Origin of the sequence: Kluyvera huaxiensis (assembly GCF_040149365.1) — a bacterium.
Taxonomy (GTDB): Bacteria; Pseudomonadota; Gammaproteobacteria; order Enterobacterales; family Enterobacteriaceae; genus Kluyvera; species Kluyvera intermedia_A.
Map to the genome: position 1 here is coordinate 90,660 of NZ_JBEFLV010000007.1, position 16,624 is coordinate 107,283.

At 52.9% G+C, this 16,624-nt stretch carries 12 protein-coding genes; 7 read left to right on the forward strand and 5 right to left on the reverse strand.

Features of this window, described 5'->3' with window-relative positions:
- Window positions 1–6 precede the first annotated feature (6 nt).
- Window positions 7–801: a DUF2950 family protein gene (locus ABOC97_RS09425; protein WP_349596707.1), complete on the forward strand. Its 795-nt coding sequence runs from the start codon at window positions 7–9 to the stop codon at window positions 799–801.
- A gap of 45 nt (window positions 802–846) precedes the next feature.
- On the opposite strand, the gene ABOC97_RS09430 is transcribed toward ABOC97_RS09425, so the two are convergent.
- The 5 genes from ABOC97_RS09430 to pdhR form a co-directional block, all read right to left on the reverse strand.
- The gene (locus tag ABOC97_RS09430; protein WP_349596710.1) at window positions 847–1,104 is read right to left on the reverse strand and encodes a hypothetical protein; all 258 of its coding nucleotides are present in this window, start codon (window positions 1,102–1,104) and stop codon (window positions 847–849) included.
- Window positions 1,105–1,289: 185 nt separating this feature from the next.
- On the reverse strand, window positions 1,290–2,714 hold the full coding sequence (gene lpdA, locus ABOC97_RS09435; RefSeq protein ID WP_349596975.1) for a dihydrolipoyl dehydrogenase: 1,425 nt from the start codon (window positions 2,712–2,714) through the stop codon (window positions 1,290–1,292).
- A gap of 207 nt (window positions 2,715–2,921) precedes the next feature.
- Window positions 2,922–4,808 carry a pyruvate dehydrogenase complex dihydrolipoyllysine-residue acetyltransferase gene (gene aceF / locus ABOC97_RS09440; protein ID WP_349596713.1) on the reverse strand — a complete coding sequence of 629 codons (1,887 nt, stop codon included), beginning with the start codon at window positions 4,806–4,808 and terminating at the stop codon, window positions 2,922–2,924.
- Window positions 4,809–4,822: 14 nt separating this feature from the next.
- Window positions 4,823–7,486, reverse strand: coding sequence for a pyruvate dehydrogenase (acetyl-transferring), homodimeric type (aceE, locus tag ABOC97_RS09445; protein ID WP_234505244.1), 2,664 nt, complete (start codon window positions 7,484–7,486; stop codon window positions 4,823–4,825).
- 161 nt (window positions 7,487–7,647) lie between these two features.
- A complete protein-coding gene (gene pdhR / locus ABOC97_RS09450) occupies window positions 7,648–8,412 on the reverse strand; it encodes a pyruvate dehydrogenase complex transcriptional repressor PdhR (protein ID WP_349596716.1) in 765 nt (254 codons plus the stop codon).
- Window positions 8,413–8,950: 538 nt separating this feature from the next.
- Here pdhR and aroP point away from each other — a divergent pair.
- The 6 genes from aroP (at window position 8,951) to ABOC97_RS09480 (ending at window position 16,615) form a co-directional block, all read left to right on the forward strand.
- Window positions 8,951–10,321, forward strand: a complete 1,371-nt coding sequence (gene aroP / locus ABOC97_RS09455; RefSeq protein WP_234505248.1) for an aromatic amino acid transporter AroP — start codon at window positions 8,951–8,953, stop codon at window positions 10,319–10,321.
- 105 nt (window positions 10,322–10,426) lie between these two features.
- Complete coding sequence (locus ABOC97_RS09460; RefSeq protein WP_349596719.1) at window positions 10,427–11,467, forward strand: LacI family DNA-binding transcriptional regulator; 1,041 nt, start codon at window positions 10,427–10,429, stop codon at window positions 11,465–11,467.
- A 142-nt stretch (window positions 11,468–11,609) separates the two neighbouring features.
- Window positions 11,610–12,680 (forward strand): SIS domain-containing protein, encoded by a 1,071-nt coding sequence (locus tag ABOC97_RS09465; protein ID WP_349596722.1) that lies wholly within the window; start codon window positions 11,610–11,612, stop codon window positions 12,678–12,680.
- 41 nt (window positions 12,681–12,721) lie between these two features.
- The gene (locus ABOC97_RS09470; protein WP_349596725.1) at window positions 12,722–14,089 is read left to right on the forward strand and encodes a PTS transporter subunit EIIC; all 1,368 of its coding nucleotides are present in this window, start codon (window positions 12,722–12,724) and stop codon (window positions 14,087–14,089) included.
- Between the two features lie 166 nt (window positions 14,090–14,255).
- Window positions 14,256–15,665, forward strand: a complete 1,410-nt coding sequence (locus ABOC97_RS09475) for an MFS transporter (protein WP_349596727.1) — start codon at window positions 14,256–14,258, stop codon at window positions 15,663–15,665.
- The gene (locus ABOC97_RS09480; protein WP_349596730.1) at window positions 15,665–16,615 is read left to right on the forward strand and encodes a glycoside hydrolase family 43 protein; all 951 of its coding nucleotides are present in this window, start codon (window positions 15,665–15,667) and stop codon (window positions 16,613–16,615) included. Before ABOC97_RS09475 ends, ABOC97_RS09480 begins: the two co-directional genes overlap by 1 nt.
- The last annotated feature ends 9 nt before the right edge of the window (window positions 16,616–16,624 follow it).

Genomic DNA, 16,624 nt, shown 5'->3' on the forward strand with positions numbered 1-16,624 from the left:
GAAGCAATGAAAAAACTCATCATTACCGGTCTGCTGACGCTGTTCGCCCTGCCAGCTTTCGCCCAGCAAAATTATGCTACGCCGGAAAAAGCCGCCAGCGCCTTTGCAAAGGCGCTAACCACTCAGGACGATAACGCGATAAATCAGGTGCTGGGCGATAACTGGCGCCAGTATCTCCCACAGCGCGAAGATGAGCCCGAAGCCGTTGCCCGCTTCCTGCGCGACTGGGAGGTAGGTCATCAGATCGATGAGCAAGGTGACACCGCCCATCTCAATGTCGGTAGCGACGGCTGGCAGCTGCCAATCCCGATAGTGAAAACGGCCAAAGGCTGGCGTTTCGATATGGCCGGGGGTCAGGATGAGATTCAGACCCGAGAAATAGGCCGTAATGAGCTATCGGCAATTCAGGCCATGCACGCTTATGTGGATGCTCAGAATGATTACTATCAGCGCTTCCAGCATTACGCAGCCAAACTGCTGAGCAGCGAGGGACAAAAAGACGGTCTTTACTGGCCAACGGGCCCCGGCGAGGAACCCAGCCCATTAGGGCCGGCCTATAGCCCAACCTTGCCTGACGCAGGCTATCACGGTTACCGTTTCCGCATTATCGCCGATCAGGATCGGCAGGGTTTCGCCCTGATCGCCTGGCCGGTCAAGTTTGCTGAAACTGGCATCATGAGTTTTATCGTCGATCAGAACGATACGGTATATCAGGCCAATCTGGGCAAGCAGTCCGCATTAAAAGCCGCAGAGGTGAAGGCCTTTACCCGGGATAAACCCTGGGACGCAATGACGCAGTAAAAAAAGACCTGGCGTAAGCCAGGTCTTACTATCGGGCTCTCAACCCTACTGCGCGGCGGCAGGCTGAGCGCTGGTCAGCGCTTGCTCATCGGCTTTAATACTGCCAGAGTTTGCCGCCCACACCCCTTCCTGCGTTTTGGTGACGGCCTGGTGGTGCGCATTAAGGTTCTGCCCCATCGGCGCAATGTGCGTGGATTGCGTGCCGCCGCTATTATCGGCCCATGGAATAAGCGGATCGCTGGCCGCAGCGAAACCTGAAATAAGAGCGGTAGCGAGTAGGGTCGTAGTTAGAAAAGTTTTCATATTTCACCTCAATATAGTTATCACGCTATTAGTTTGCAGCGAAACTATTGTCGAGATAATGACCAGTTGTTTACGAATATTTTGGGTGAAATATTTTAAGTCAATGGCTTACCGCTCCACTGCCTCTGACGTTTTACAGGCATAAAAAAAGCGGCCGTTAAGCCGCTTTTTTCACATCAGAAGAATTACTTCTTCTTCGCTTTCGGGTTCGGCAGGTCGGTGATGCTACCTTCGAACACTTCAGCCGCCAGGCCAACTGACTCGTGCAGAGTCGGGTGAGCGTGGATGGTCAGCGCGATGTCTTCAGCATCACAGCCCATTTCGATAGCCAGACCAATTTCACCCAGCAGCTCGCCGCCGTTGGTGCCGACAATCGCACCACCGATAACACGGTGAGATTCTTTGTCGAAGATCAGTTTGGTCACACCGTCTGCGCAATCGGAAGCGATAGCACGGCCAGAAGCAGCCCACGGGAAGGTGGCGGTTTCGTAGCTGATGCCTTTCTCTTTCGCTTCTTTCTCGGTCAGACCAACCCAGGCAACCTCTGGCTCAGTGTAAGCAATCGATGGGATTACTTTCGGATCGAAGTAGTGTTTCTTACCGGCGATAACTTCAGCGGCAACGTGACCTTCGTGAACACCTTTGTGCGCCAGCATTGGCTGACCGACGATATCGCCGATAGCAAAGATGTGCGGTACGTTGGTACGCAGCTGTTTGTCGACGTGGATGAAGCCACGGTCGTCAACTTCCACGCCAGCTTTGCCAGCGTCGAGGTTTTTACCGTTCGGCACACGACCGATTGCTACCAGAACTGCGTCGTAACGCTGTGCTTCAGCAGGGGCTTTTTTGCCTTCCATGGAAACGTAGATACCGTCTTCTTTTGCTTCAACGGCGGTCACTTTGGTTTCCAGCATCAGGTTGAACTTCTTGCTGATGCGCTTGGTGAAGACTTTAACGATGTCTTTATCGGCAGCCGGGATAACCTGGTCGAACATTTCAACCACGTCAATCTCTGAACCCAGCGCGTGGTATACGGTACCCATTTCCAGACCGATGATACCACCGCCCATAACCAGCAGGCGCTTAGGTACTTCTTTCAGTTCCAGAGCGTCGGTGGAATCCCATACGCGTGGATCTTCGTGCGGAATAAATGGCAGTTCAATCGGACGGGAACCCGCCGCGATGATGGCATTGTCGAAGTTGATCACGGTTTTGCCGTTTTCGCCTTCCACTTCCAGAGTGTTTGCTCCGGTGAATTTACCCAGACCGTTTACCACTTTCACTTTACGGCCTTTAGCCATACCAGCCAGACCGCCGGTCAGTTGAGTGATAACTTTCTCTTTCCAGGTACGAATTTTGTCGATATCGGTTTTCGGCTCGCCGAAGACGATACCGTGCTCAGCCAGCGCTTTGGCTTCTTCGATAACTTTTGCTACGTGCAGCAGCGCTTTAGAAGGGATACAGCCAACGTTCAGACAAACACCGCCCAGGGTGCTGTAACGTTCTACGATTACGGTCTCCAGACCTAAATCCGCGCAACGGAAGGCAGCAGAGTAACCTGCCGGGCCCGCCCCAAGTACCACGACCTGAGTTTTAATTTCAGTGCTCATCATGACCTCTATCATTTATATCCGGCGGGTCTGACGCTTATGTTTTTACGCCCATGTCCACCGGGACGTTCTATCCGCGTGTATTTTACAAAATTGTTAACAATTTTTAAACAACAAACGGCAAACGATTTTGTCCTTTGTTGCTGATAACCCCAAAACAGGTCCAAGGTTATCAGAAAAAAGCCGGCCGTCAGGCCGGCTTTTTCATTACATCACCAGGCGGCGAATGTCGGACAGCGTGTTGTTAATGATGGTGATAAAGCGTGCACCATCCGCACCGTCAATCACACGGTGGTCGAAGGAAAGAGAAATTGGCATCATCAGACGCGGCATAAACTCTTTACCGTTCCACACTGGCTCCATAGCAGACTTGGAGACACCGAGGATCGCCACTTCCGGCGCGTTAACAATCGGCGCGAAGTGGGTTGTACCCAGGCCGCCGATGCTGGAGATGGTGAAACAACCGCCCTGCATTTCGCCAGCGGTCAGCTTACCGTCACGCGCTTTCTTAGAGATCACCGTCAGTTCACGGGACAGCTCGGTAATGCTCTTCTTGTTCACGTCTTTGAAGACTGGAACAACCAGACCATTTGGCGTATCAACCGCAACACCGATGTTGATGTATTTCTTCAGCGTCAGCTTCTGACCATCTTCGGACAGAGAGCTGTTGAAGCGTGGCATCTGCTCGAGAGCCGCGGCAACCGCTTTCATGATGAAGACCACTGGGGTGAATTTCACGTCCAGTTTACGTTTCTCAGCTTCGGCGTTCTGCTGCTTACGGAACGCTTCCAGATCGGTGATATCGGTTTTGTCGAAGTGAGTAACGTGCGGGATCATCACCCAGTTACGGCTCAGGTTAGCACCAGAGATTTTCTGGATACGACCCAGTTCCACTTCTTCGATTTCACCAAACTTGCTGAAGTCAACTTTCGGCCAAGGCAGCATGCCCGGGATACCACCGCCAGCGGCGGCTGCCGGAGCAGATTCAGCACGCTTGATAGCGTCTTTCACGTAAGACTGCACGTCTTCACGCAGGATACGACCTTTACGCCCAGTACCCTTCACTTTCGCCAGGTTGACACCGAACTCGCGCGCCAGGCGACGAATCAGCGGAGTCGCGTGAACGTAAGCATCGTTTTCAGCGAAATCAGACTTACCGGATGCGGCTGCTGGAGCAGGTGCAGCGGCTGGTGCAGGTGCTGCGGCCGGAGCCGGTGCTGCTGCTTGTGCCGGAGCGGCTGCAGGTGCTGCGCCTTCCACTTCGAAGATCATAATCAGGGAGCCGGTAGACACTTTGTCGCCGGTGCTGATTTTGATTTCTTTCACGGTGCCAGCAAACGGCGCCGGAACTTCCATGGAGGCTTTGTCGCCTTCAACGGTGATCAGTGATTGTTCAGCGGCAATTTTATCACCGACTTTCACCATCACTTCGGTCACTTCAACTTCATCACCACCGATGTCCGGTACGTTCACTTCTTTAGAACCGGAAGCCGCCGGAGCCGCCGCTGCTGCTGGAGCCGCAGCCTGAGCCGGTGCCGCAGCAGGCGCTGCGCCTGCCACTTCGAAGACCATAATCAGGGAACCCGTCGACACTTTGTCACCGGTGTTGATTTTGATCTCTTTAACGGTACCCGCGAATGGCGCAGGAACTTCCATTGAAGCTTTGTCGCCTTCAACGGTGATCAGAGACTGTTCTGCTGCAACGGTGTCGCCCACTTTGACCATGATTTCGGTAACTTCAACTTCGTCGCCGCCGATGTCAGGTACGTGTACGTCTTTTGCCGCTGCCGCAGCAGGTGCTGCTGCCGGAGCCGCTTCTTTCTTCTCTTCTGCCTTGGCAGGTGCAGCTGCTGCTGCACCGTCGGCGGAATCGAAAATCATGATCAGTTTGCCGGTCTCAGTTTTGTCGCCGACAGAGACTTTGATCTCTTTAACAACGCCAGCCTGAGGAGACGGAACTTCCATAGAAGCTTTGTCGCCTTCTACGGTGATCAGCGACTGTTCAGCTTCAACTTTGTCGCCTACTTTGACCAGGATCTCGGTGATTTCAACTTCATCAGCCCCGATGTCCGGTACATTGATTTCGATAGCCATTGTTTCTTTACCTCTTACGCCAGACGCGGGTTAACTTTTTCTGCATCGATATTGAATTTAGTGATGGCTTCCGCAACCACTTTCTTATCGATTTCGCCACGTTTAGCCAGTTCGCCCAGTGCCGCTACAACCACGTAAGATGCATCAACTTCGAAGTGGTGACGCAGGTTTTCACGGCTGTCAGAGCGGCCAAAGCCGTCGGTACCCAGTACGCGGTAATCATCAGCCGGTACATAAGTACGAACCTGCTCAGCAAACAGTTTCATATAGTCGGTGGATGCCACTGCCGGAGCGTCGTTCATCACCTGAGCGATGTACGGAACGCGCGGAGTTTCCATCGGGTGCAGCATGTTCCAGCGCTCACAGTCCTGACCATCACGTGCCAGTTCAGTGAAGGAGGTGACGGAGTAAACGTCAGAACCTACGCCGTAGTCGTTCGCCAGGATCTGCGCTGCTTCACGGACGTGACGCAGGATAGAACCGGAGCCCAGCAGCTGAACTTTACCTTTGCTACCTGCAACGGTTTCGAGTTTGTAGATACCTTTACGGATACCTTCCTCGGCACCTGCTGGCATCGCCGGCATGTGGTAGTTTTCGTTCAGCGTAGTGATGTAGTAGTAAACGTTCTCTTGCGCTTCACCGTACATACGCTCCAGACCATCATGCATGATGACCGCAACTTCGTACGCGTAAGACGGATCGTAAGAGATACAGTTCGGGATAGTCAGAGACTGAATGTGGCTGTGACCATCTTCGTGCTGCAGACCTTCACCGTTAAGTGTAGTACGACCGGAAGTACCACCTACCAGGAAGCCGCGAGCCTGTTGGTCGCCAGCCTGCCAGCACAGGTCGCCGATACGCTGGAACCCGAACATGGAGTAGTAGATGTAGAACGGGATCATCGGCAAGTTGTTGGTGCTGTAAGAAGTCGCAGCAGCCAGCCAGGATGCGCCGGCACCCAGTTCGTTGATACCTTCCTGCAGGATCTGACCTTTTTCGTCTTCTTTGTAGTAAGCAACCTGCTCACGGTCCTGCGGGGTGTACTGCTGGCCGTTCGGGCTGTAAATACCGATCTGACGGAACAGGCCTTCCATACCAAAGGTACGCGCTTCATCGGCGATGATTGGCACCAGACGGTCTTTGATGGACTTGTTCTTCAGCATCACGTTCAGGGCACGAACAAACGCGATGGTGGTAGAAATTTCTTTGTTCTGCTCTTCCAGCAGCGGGCCGAAATCTTCCAGCGTTGGCAGCTCCAGCTTCTCATCGAAGTTAGGCTGACGGCTTGGCAGATAACCGTGCAGTTTCTGACGCTGTGCGTGCAGATAGGTGTGCTCTTCAGAACCTTCAGGGAAGGTTACGTACGGCAGTTTTTCGATATCAGCATCGGCAACCGGCACGTTGAAACGATCGCGGACGTAGCGTACGCCGTCCATGTTCATTTTCTTAACCTGGTGAGCGATGTTTTTACCTTCAGCGGTATCACCCATGCCATAACCTTTGATGGTATGAGCAAGGATTACGGTCGCTTTACCGGTAGTTTCCTGCGCTTTTTTCAGTGCAGCGAAGACTTTCTTAGGATCGTGACCACCACGGTTCAGTGCCCAGATCTGCTCGTCGCTCCAGTCAGCAACCAGCGCTGCGGTTTCTGGATATTTACCGAAGAAGTGCTCACGAACGTAAGCGCCATCTTTGGATTTGAAGGTCTGGTAGTCGCCGTCAACGGTTTCGTTCATCAGCTGGATCAGTTTACCGCTGGTGTCTTTACGCAGCAGCTCATCCCAACGACCGCCCCAGATAACCTTGATAACGTTCCAGCCAGCACCTGCGAAGATGCCTTCCAGTTCGTTAATGATCTTGCCGTTACCGGTGACTGGGCCATCCAGACGCTGCAGGTTACAGTTGATAACGAAGACCAGGTTGTCCAGTTTTTCACGGGTCGCGATGGTGATCGCACCTTTAGATTCTGGCTCATCCATCTCGCCGTCGCCCAGGAAGGCATAAACGGTTTGTTTAGAGGTGTCTTTCAGACCGCGGTGTTCCAGGTATTTCAGGAACTTAGCCTGATAAATCGCACCGATTGGACCCAGGCCCATAGATACGGTCGGGAACTGCCAGAAGGTTGGCATCAGTTTCGGGTGCGGGTAAGAAGACAGACCTTTACCGTGAACTTCCTGACGGAAGTTGTTCATCTGGTCTTCGGTCAGGCGGCCTTCCAGGAAGGCACGTGCGTACACGCCCGGGGAGATGTGGCCCTGGAAGTACACCAGGTCGCCGCCATCCTGCTCGTTGCGGGCGCGGAAGAAGTGGTTAAAGCACACTTCATAGAAAGTAGCGGAAGACTGGAAGGAAGCCATGTGGCCGCCCAGCTCGAGGTCTTTTTTAGACGCACGCAGCACGGTCATGATGGCATTCCAGCGGATAGCAGAACGAATACGACGTTCCAGCTCCAGATTGCCCGGGTATTCCGGTTCATCTTCAACGGCAATAGTGTTGACGTAACCGCTCGCCCCTGCACCAGCAGCTACCTGAACGCCGCCTTTGCGGGCTTCAGAAAGCAGTTGGTCGACCAGATACTGAGCACGCTCAACACCTTCTTCACGGATGACCGATTCGATCGCCTGTAGCCAGTCGCGAGTTTCGATCGGATCCACGTCATTTTGTAAACGTTCTGACATGGGGGTATTCCTTATCTATCTAATACGTTGAGTTATCTGGAACCTGTCCCATTGTGTTCTTGCTCAAGAGCACAATAAGACAGGTTCTGCGTTTAGTTGCCGCGCGTTAAATAGCGCTTGATTTACAACATCTTCTGGTTAAATTTCTACCAGAAAAATCACTAATTCTTTCGTTGCTCCAGGCGGCGTAAGGAGCGTTCACGACGGCTTTCCTCACGGCTTCTGTCCAGGAGAATATCTTCGATAAACGCCAGGTGACGGTGGGACGCTTCGCGTGCCTCTTCCGGTTTTCCGGCGATAATCGCTTCAAAAATACGGGTACGATGACCGCTAACTAGCGGCAGCATCTCGCGACGCGCGTACAACAATTCAAAGTTTTGCCGAACATTTTGCGCCAGCATCGGCTCCATACATCTCAGCAAATGGAGCAGCACGACATTATGTGCCGCTTCAGTGACAGCAATTTGATACTGGAGTACCGCATCAGATTCACCGTCAAGGTCGCCGGACTGTTGAGCAAGCTCAATGGCATGGTGGAGTTCACGGATACGCGTTTTGTCTTCATCCGTGCTACGTAATGCAGCGTAATAGGCCGCAATACCTTCCAGCGCATGGCGCGTTTCAAGCAGGTCAAACTGGGATTCAGGATGGTCGGAGAGCAGTTCTACCAGTGGGTCGCTAAAACTCTGCCACAGGCTGCTCTGAACAAAAGTGCCACCACCCTGACGACGCAGCAGTAACCCCTTCGCTTCGAGACGTTGAATCGCCTCGCGTAAGGAGGGACGGGAGACGTCGAACTGTTTTGCCAGCTCGCGTTCCGGTGGGAGTTTTTCCCCGGGGCGTAAAGTCCCCTCAAGAATTAAAAACTCCAACTGCTGCTCAATCACATCGGAGAGTTTTGGTTGGCGAATTTTGCTGTAGGCCATGATTTCCTGTCTTAAGCCATTTGCCCGAAGTCAATTGGTCTTACCAATTTCATGTTCTTGACGCTAAAGTAACAAAGTATTCACCTTCTGTCCATACAGGTTTTGATTGAAATCAGTAAACCCGGCACTTTTTAACAATATTACAGAAATGATGTTTCAGAATTGTAACCTTGCACAAAAAACAGGTTTACCTATAAAGAAGTACAATTAACCAAATAAAAACAAAATTAAGCAAACTGAAGCGTTTCAATACCGCTAGAAATGAATTTAAATTCATTAATTCGACTTAATATGCAATGTTAATTCAATGCGGCATTTGCATGCCTGCGTGACAGCTGCTGGCTTTTTATCCAACCTGTCTTCATCCCTTCATAAAGCAGGTGCATTCCTTCGCGCTTACCACTATTCTGCTGATGACGAAAGAGCTCTTACCTCTTTTTAAGAAACGCCTTTCGTAAACAAAACAATACAGAAAACGGAATTTCTTAAGTACATACGCAAACAGCGTCACAATAATAACCACACACGAGGTTTCACAATGGAAGGTCAACAGCAAGGCTCCCAGCTTAAGCGCGGCCTTAAGAACCGCCATATACAGCTGATCGCTCTGGGCGGCGCTATCGGCACAGGCCTGTTTCTCGGCAGCGCTTCCGTTATTCAGTCGGCAGGTCCGGGGATTATTCTCGGCTACGCTATCGCCGGTTTTATTGCCTTTATGATTATGCGCCAGTTGGGCGAAATGGTAGTTGAAGAGCCAGTAGCAGGCTCCTTTAGCCACTTCGCTTATAAATACTGGGGCAACTTTGCAGGCTTCGCTTCCGGCTGGAACTACTGGGTACTGTACGTTCTGGTTGCCATGGCTGAGCTTACTGCGGTCGGTAAATACATCCAGTTCTGGTGGCCTGAGATCCCAACCTGGGCATCAGCAGCCGTCTTCTTTATTGCTATTAACGCCATCAACCTGACCAACGTAAAAGTGTTCGGCGAGATGGAGTTCTGGTTTGCCATTATCAAAGTTATCGCCGTTATCGCGATGATTCTGTTTGGCGCATGGCTGCTGTTCAGCGATACCGCTGGTCCGCAGGCTACCGTGCGTAACCTGTGGGAACAGGGCGGCTTCTTGCCGCATGGCTGGACCGGGCTGGTCATGATGATGGCTATCATCATGTTCTCCTTCGGCGGCCTTGAGCTGGTCGGGATCACTGCGGCAGAAGCGGATAATCCTGAGCAGAGCATTCCGAAAGCGACCAACCAGGTTATCTACCGTATCCTGATTTTCTATGTGGGCTCACTGGCCGTACTGCTCTCCCTGATGCCGTGGACCCGTGTGACCGCTGATGTCAGTCCATTCGTATTGATCTTCCACGAGCTGGGCGACTCTTTTGTGGCTAATGCTCTGAATATCGTGGTGTTGACCGCCGCGCTGTCCGTTTACAACAGCTGCGTATACTGCAACAGCCGTATGCTGTTCGGCCTTGCACAACAGGGTAATGCCCCGAAAGCGTTACTGAACGTCGATAAACGCGGCGTGCCGGTCAACACCATTCTGGTCTCAGCCTTTGTTACCGCACTGTGCGTGTTGATCAACTACCTGGCGCCGGAATCCGCGTTTGGCCTGCTGATGGCACTGGTGGTCTCCGCGCTGGTGATTAACTGGGCAATGATTAGCCTGGCACATATGAAATTCCGCAAAGCGAAGCAGCAGCAAGGGGTGACGACTCGCTTCCCGGCGCTGTTCTATCCGCTGGGTAACTGGATTTGCCTGGTGTTCATGGCCGCAGTGCTGGTCATCATGGTGATGACTCCGGGCATGGCCATCTCCGTATGGCTGATTCCGGTATGGATCGTTATCCTCGGCATCGGTTACATGTTTAAACAGAAAAACGTGAAAACCGTGAAAGCGCACTAACTTCTGTTCTCGCTCTGTACCCGCCCTGGGTACAGAGCGTTCACCCTCCCGCCAAAGTGATGTACCATTCCAGCGTTATCGTCGACAAAAGGACCTGGGTGGCTGATGAAAAAAAACCTCACTATCAAAGACATTGCTGAACTGGCAAATGTCTCTATCGCTACCGTTTCACGGGTGCTCAACAACAATAGCTGGGTCTCGGATAAAACCCGAACCAAAGTGCAGAAGGTCATCGACGAGCATCACTTCAGCCCAAACCTGATGGCGCGCAGCATGATTTCGCGTAAGAGCATGACGCTTGCCGTAGTGGTCTCCGATATTACTAACCCCTACTTCGCCACGCTGGTTGAACAAATCGAGAAAGCTTGTCTGCAGGCCGGGTACAAAATTATCCTCTTCGATACCCAATCGGCGAACAAACGCGCTCACTCTACGCAGGTGATTGCCGAAGACCAGATCTTCAATACCATCATCGACAGCCAGCTCGACGGCGTCATCATTCTCGGCGGCAATATCGACTATCTGAAAGTCCCCGAGAGCTACTTGCAGGGCCTGAAAAAGCTTATCGCCTCGCTGCCGGTTATCGTGGTCGGCCGCAAGCTCGCGCGTTACGACTACACCTGCCTTGAGCGTGATCAGGTCAACTGCGTCGCGATGATCACCCGCCATCTGCTGGAAAAAGGTTATCGCGACATTGCGTTTGTCGGAGGATCTGCGCACGTCTACATGACCGGCCAACGCGTCAATACGTTTCGGCAAACGCTAAAAGATGCCGGAATTGATGAGCAAACGGCCGCCATCTTCGAGACTAACTTCTATCCGGAACACGGCTATGAAGCGGCGGTAAAGCTGCTGAAATCCGGGCGAGCCCTGCCCCAGGCCATCCTGGCGATTAACGACCGCGTAGCGATGGGAGCTATCCGTGCGCTGAAAGATAACGGTCTATCGGTGCCTGATGATATCGCTGTCGCCAGCTGCGAGTACTTCCCCGGCAGCGAGTATTTCATTCCACGGATAACCACCGTTGACCATAAAAATAACGAGATTGGTCAACATGTTATCCGACAGATGATGACTATCCTGCAGGACATGCTGCCTGACAGCTCCCCTATCACACCGCTGCTGATCGCTGGCGAATCGGCATAACCTCCCGGCTGGCCGAGCGGCCAGCTGCACACTAAATATTCAGACCTTAATCACAGATCATAGATCATAAAATTGACGATCCATTTTCTCTCATAATATTTTACTGAAAACGTTTTCAGCTTTTCAGCCATGAGAGGCCGCAATGAAACCCACGATGATGACCTATATCCACGAAGAGCAGGCGACCCTTGCCCGGATTCTGGATAACTACCCGCAAAATGTGCCGGCTATCGACGACGACAGCGAATGGCTGCTCCTGGCGACAGGCTCAAGCGCCAACGCCGCCGTCAGCGCGAAATACTATATCGAGAGCCTTTCCGCGGTGCGCCTGACCCTTGCCGAGCCTTTCCACTATCAGCATTTTGAAAAGCATAATCCGGCGATCAAAACGGTGATTGCAGTCTCCCAGAGCGGAGAGAGTACCTCTACGCTGCACGCGCTGGAGACGCTGAAAAAGCGCTTCCAGCTGCAAACCGTGGGCCTAACCAGCAAGCCACAGAGCGAGCTGGCCAAAACCGCTGACCACTTCGTTTTGCTGGATATCGGCGAGGAACGAGTGGGCTACGTGACCAAAGGCTACGTGGCGACCATTCTGACCTTGATGTTGATGGGTTTGCGTCACGCCCGCGCGGTGAACGCCATTGATGACGCGCGTGAGCAGCAGGAACTCACTGTTCTTCGCGAAGCCGTTAACGCCATTGGCTCAATCATCGACAGCACTGAAACCTTCTTCAGCCGCTGGCAGGCCGAACTGACTGCCTCCCCGCGCTTCACCAGCATCGGCTACGGCCCGGCTATCGGCGTATGTATGGAGATGGCAACCAAATTTACCGAGACGGTGCGCGTGCCTTCGCAGGGCATCGAGATGGAAGTCTTTATGCATGGCCCGTACTTTGAAATTAACCCGCAGCATCGTCTGTTCTTCCTCGACGTGCCAAGCGTGGCTCGCGAACGACTGACGCTGCTGCGCCAGTATGAACAGCGTCACACCCAATACGTCTATACCGTCACGCCGGAAGCCAGCAACGACCCGCACACCCTGGCGCTGAACGTGAAAACACCAGAAACCGTACTGCCGCTGCTGATGGTGATCCCCTTCCAGATCCTCGCGCACCATATCGCCGAAGCGAAGGGAAACAACCTGCCGCAGCGGATTTTCACCGACTTTGGCGTCGCAGTAAAAAGTAAAACAAAACCCGGCGATTACGCCTGATCCACTGCCTGTACCCTACCTACTAATAAAGGTGCCTCGTTATGGCGACTCAATACTTAGCCGTTGCACAAAAAACCCTCGCCGCCGTGGGTGGCAAGGAGAATATCGACCACGCAAATCACTGCGCGACGCGATTACGCCTGAATTTAAAAGACGATACGCGGATTGATGAAAAGGGGCTGTACGAGATTTCTGAGGTGGTAAAACTGGTGAACAACGGCAGCCAGTTTCAGATAGTTATCGGCCCAAAGGTCGAAAAAATCTTTGCCGCACTGAGCGAGCTGCTACCCGCAGCGCAGGAGACCGCCGAAATACAGGCGCAGGATGCTTCACTCTTTAACCGTCTGCTGGCAACGCTGTCCGCCATTTTCACACCGTATATTGGCGTGCTGGCAGGTGTCGGGGTGGTCAAAGGGCTGGTCGTCCTACTGCAAACACTGGAACTTATCTCAACCAAATCGTGGCTGTTTGTGGTGTTTAACGCCCTTTCCAGCGGCGTGTTTGTCATGCTGCCGCTATTTATCGCCGTCACCGCCGCCGACCGATTCAAAACCAGCCGCTTCACCGCGCTGACGCTGACCGCCGCGATGATCTTCCCGCTGACCGATGCCGCCACTCCAGACCACGTTGAGATCTTCAATCTTGCTTTCCCACTGAAAATTTATGGTGGCGCGGTAATCCCGGCTATCTTTGCGGTGTGGTTCCTGAGCTACGTCGAGCGCTGGTGTAAAAAGTGGGTGCCGGAAATTGCCGCGCTGGTCTTCGTGCCGTGCCTGTCGCTGATTATCAGCGGGTTTGTGGTGTTCACCGTGATAGGCCCGATTGCCGACTACGTGGGCATCGGTATAGCGAATGGCTACACCTGGCTGTATAACCTGAGCCCAATGCTCTCCGGCGCATTACTGGCGGGGATTGGTCAGCTGTTCGTCGTCTTTGGCGTTCATTGGGGCATTATCCCAATTGCCTTAATTAATATGCAGGTGAACGGTTACGACACGGTGATGGCGATGTTTATGTCCGCAGTCATGGGGCAGTTCGGTGCCGCCTTTGGCGCCATCTTTATCGCCCGTAACCTCAAGGATAAACAGCTGGCAATTTCAGCGTCGATCTCTGCCTTCTTTGGTATCACCGAGCCCGCTCTGTATGGCGTTAACCTTAAATACCGGATGCTGTTTATCTTCGGCTGTATTGGTGCCGCACTGGGTGGCGCGATTACCGGGCTGCTGGAGGTCAAAACCTACAGCTTCCTGCCGGTGCTGAACGTCTTCGAACTGGGGCTGTTCAGCGGCCCGGAATCAAAAGCTATCTATGAGGTGTTCGCCATTATCGTCGCCTTTAGCGTGCCAATGATCCTCACGATTATCTACGGTAAAACGCGCGTGCTGGTGCCCGCTGCCGAACTGCGTTAATCCCGCCCACAGATGGTAGCGGATTTAAACCGCTACCATGCCTGTTATCTGCTTCACACTTTACCGACAGCAGCAATTTTATCCATATCAACAACGTTATCCTGCTACGCATTTTTCCATTTCACAGCCAATAATCCTCTCCATATCACACAAGAGAGATCTGGCGATGAACGCAAGCAAACTGTCAGTAAAAGAGAAGATTGGCTATGGCATGGGTGATGCTGGATGCAACATAATCTTCGGCGCTATCATGCTGTTCGTTAACTATTTTTACACCGATATTTTTGGTTTAGCGCCAGCACTGGTTGGCGTGCTGTTGTTATCTATCCGCGTTATTGATGCCGTTACCGATCCAATTATGGGGGCCATGGCGGACCGTACCCGCAGTAAGTATGGTCGTTTTCGTCCATGGCTATTGTGGATAGCTTTCCCCTACGCCCTGTTCAGCGTGCTGATGTTTACCACGCCAGAATGGAGCTATAGCAGCAAAGTTATCTATGCTTTCGTGACCTATTTCTTGCTATCCATCACCTATACCGCGATCAATATTCCCTATTGCTCTCTCGGTAGCGTCATCACTAACGATCCGAAAGAGCGCGTCGCCTGCCAGTCCTATCGCTTCGTACTGGTGGGGATCGCCACTCTGTTGCTGTCACTGACCCTGCTGCCGATGGCCGACTGGTTCGGCGGTGAAGATAAAGCCAAAGGCTATCAGATGGCGATGACCGTGCTGGCGTTTATCGGTATGTGTATGTTCCTGTTCTGCTTCGCCACCGTACGTGAACGCGTGCGCCCGGCGGTGCAGACCAACGATGAACTCAAGCAGGATTTAAAAGACGTCTGGAAAAACGACCAGTGGGTACGCATCCTGTTGCTGACCCTGTGCAACGTCTGTCCTGGCTTTATCCGTATGGCCGCCACCATGTACTACGTAACCTGGGTGATGGGCGAAAGCACCCACTTCGCGACCCTCTTTATCAGCCTTGGTGTTATCGGCATGATGATTGGCAGTATGCTGGCGAAAGTTCTGACCGACCGCTGGTGTAAGCTGCAGGTCTTCTTCTGGACCAACATCGCGCTGGCCATTTTCTCGGTGGCATTCTACTTCTTCGACCCACACGCAACGACGCTGATTGTGGTGCTCTACTTCCTGCTGAACGTGCTGCATCAGATCCCATCGCCGCTGCACTGGTCTTTGATGGCCGACGTCGACGATTATGGCGAGTGGAAAACCGGTAAACGCATCACCGGGATCAGCTTCTCCGGTAACCTGTTCTTCCTGAAAGTGGGCCTCGCTGTCGCCGGGGCGATGGTCGGCTTCCTGCTCTCCTGGTACGGCTACGATGCGGGTGCCAAAGCGCAAAGCGAAACCACCATCAACGGTATCGTGCTGCTGTTCACTATCATCCCTGGCGTGGGCTACCTGATCACCGCTGGCGTGGTGCGTCTACTGAAAGTTGACCGTACATTGATGAAACAGATTCAGGAAGACCTCGAAAAACGCCGCGCTAACTATCGCGAGCTGAATGAATACCAGCAAGAGCTGCAATCGACTGAACACGTAAGGAAAGCCTGATGAAGAATTGGCCCAACCCCTTTATTGAACAGCGCGCCGACCCGTTTATTCTGCGCCACCAGGGAGAGTACTACTTTATCGCCTCCGTACCGGAATACGACCGGCTGGAGATCCGCCGCGCCGCCGACATCGACGGCCTGCGTAGCGCAGAGCCCGTTGTCGTCTGGCGTAAACCGGATAGCGGCCCGATGGGGAATCTAATCTGGGCACCGGAACTGCACCACCTCGACGGCAAATGGTATATCTACTTTGCCGCCGCCCATACGCAGGCGCTGGATGAACTGGGGATGTTCCAGCACCGTATGTTTGCGCTGGAGTGCTGCGATGCCGATCCGTTAACCGGGAAATGGGTCGAAAAGGGCCAGGTAAAGACGCCGTTTGATACCTTCTGTCTTGACGCCACTACCTTCCATCATCAGGGAAAACAGTGGTATCTGTGGGCGCAGAAATCCCCTGATATTGCCGGTAACTCCAACATCTATCTGGCCGAGCTTGAGAATCCGTGGACGATTAAAGGCGAGCCGGTGATGCTGAGTAAACCGGAGTTTGATTGGGAATGCCGGGGTTTCCTGGTGAATGAAGGGCCCGCCGTCGTCACACACGGCAACCGCTTATTCATCAGCTATTCCGCCAGCGCGACCGATGAAAACTACTGCATGGGGCTGCTGTGGATAGATAAAGACGCCGATATGACCACACCGGCAAACTGGCATAAATCCCCAACGCCGGTATTCACCACCAGCTATGAAAACCGCCAGTATGGGCCTGGGCACAACAGTTTTACGCAAACACCGGACGGCGATGACGTGCTGGTATATCACGCGAGAAACTATACGGAGATTGAGGGCGACCCGCTGTATGATCCGAATCGTCATACACGTCTGAAAACAGTGCACTGGCAGGAAGATGGCATGCCGGACTTCGGCATACCACCGGCGGATACACTGTAAATAACTGGC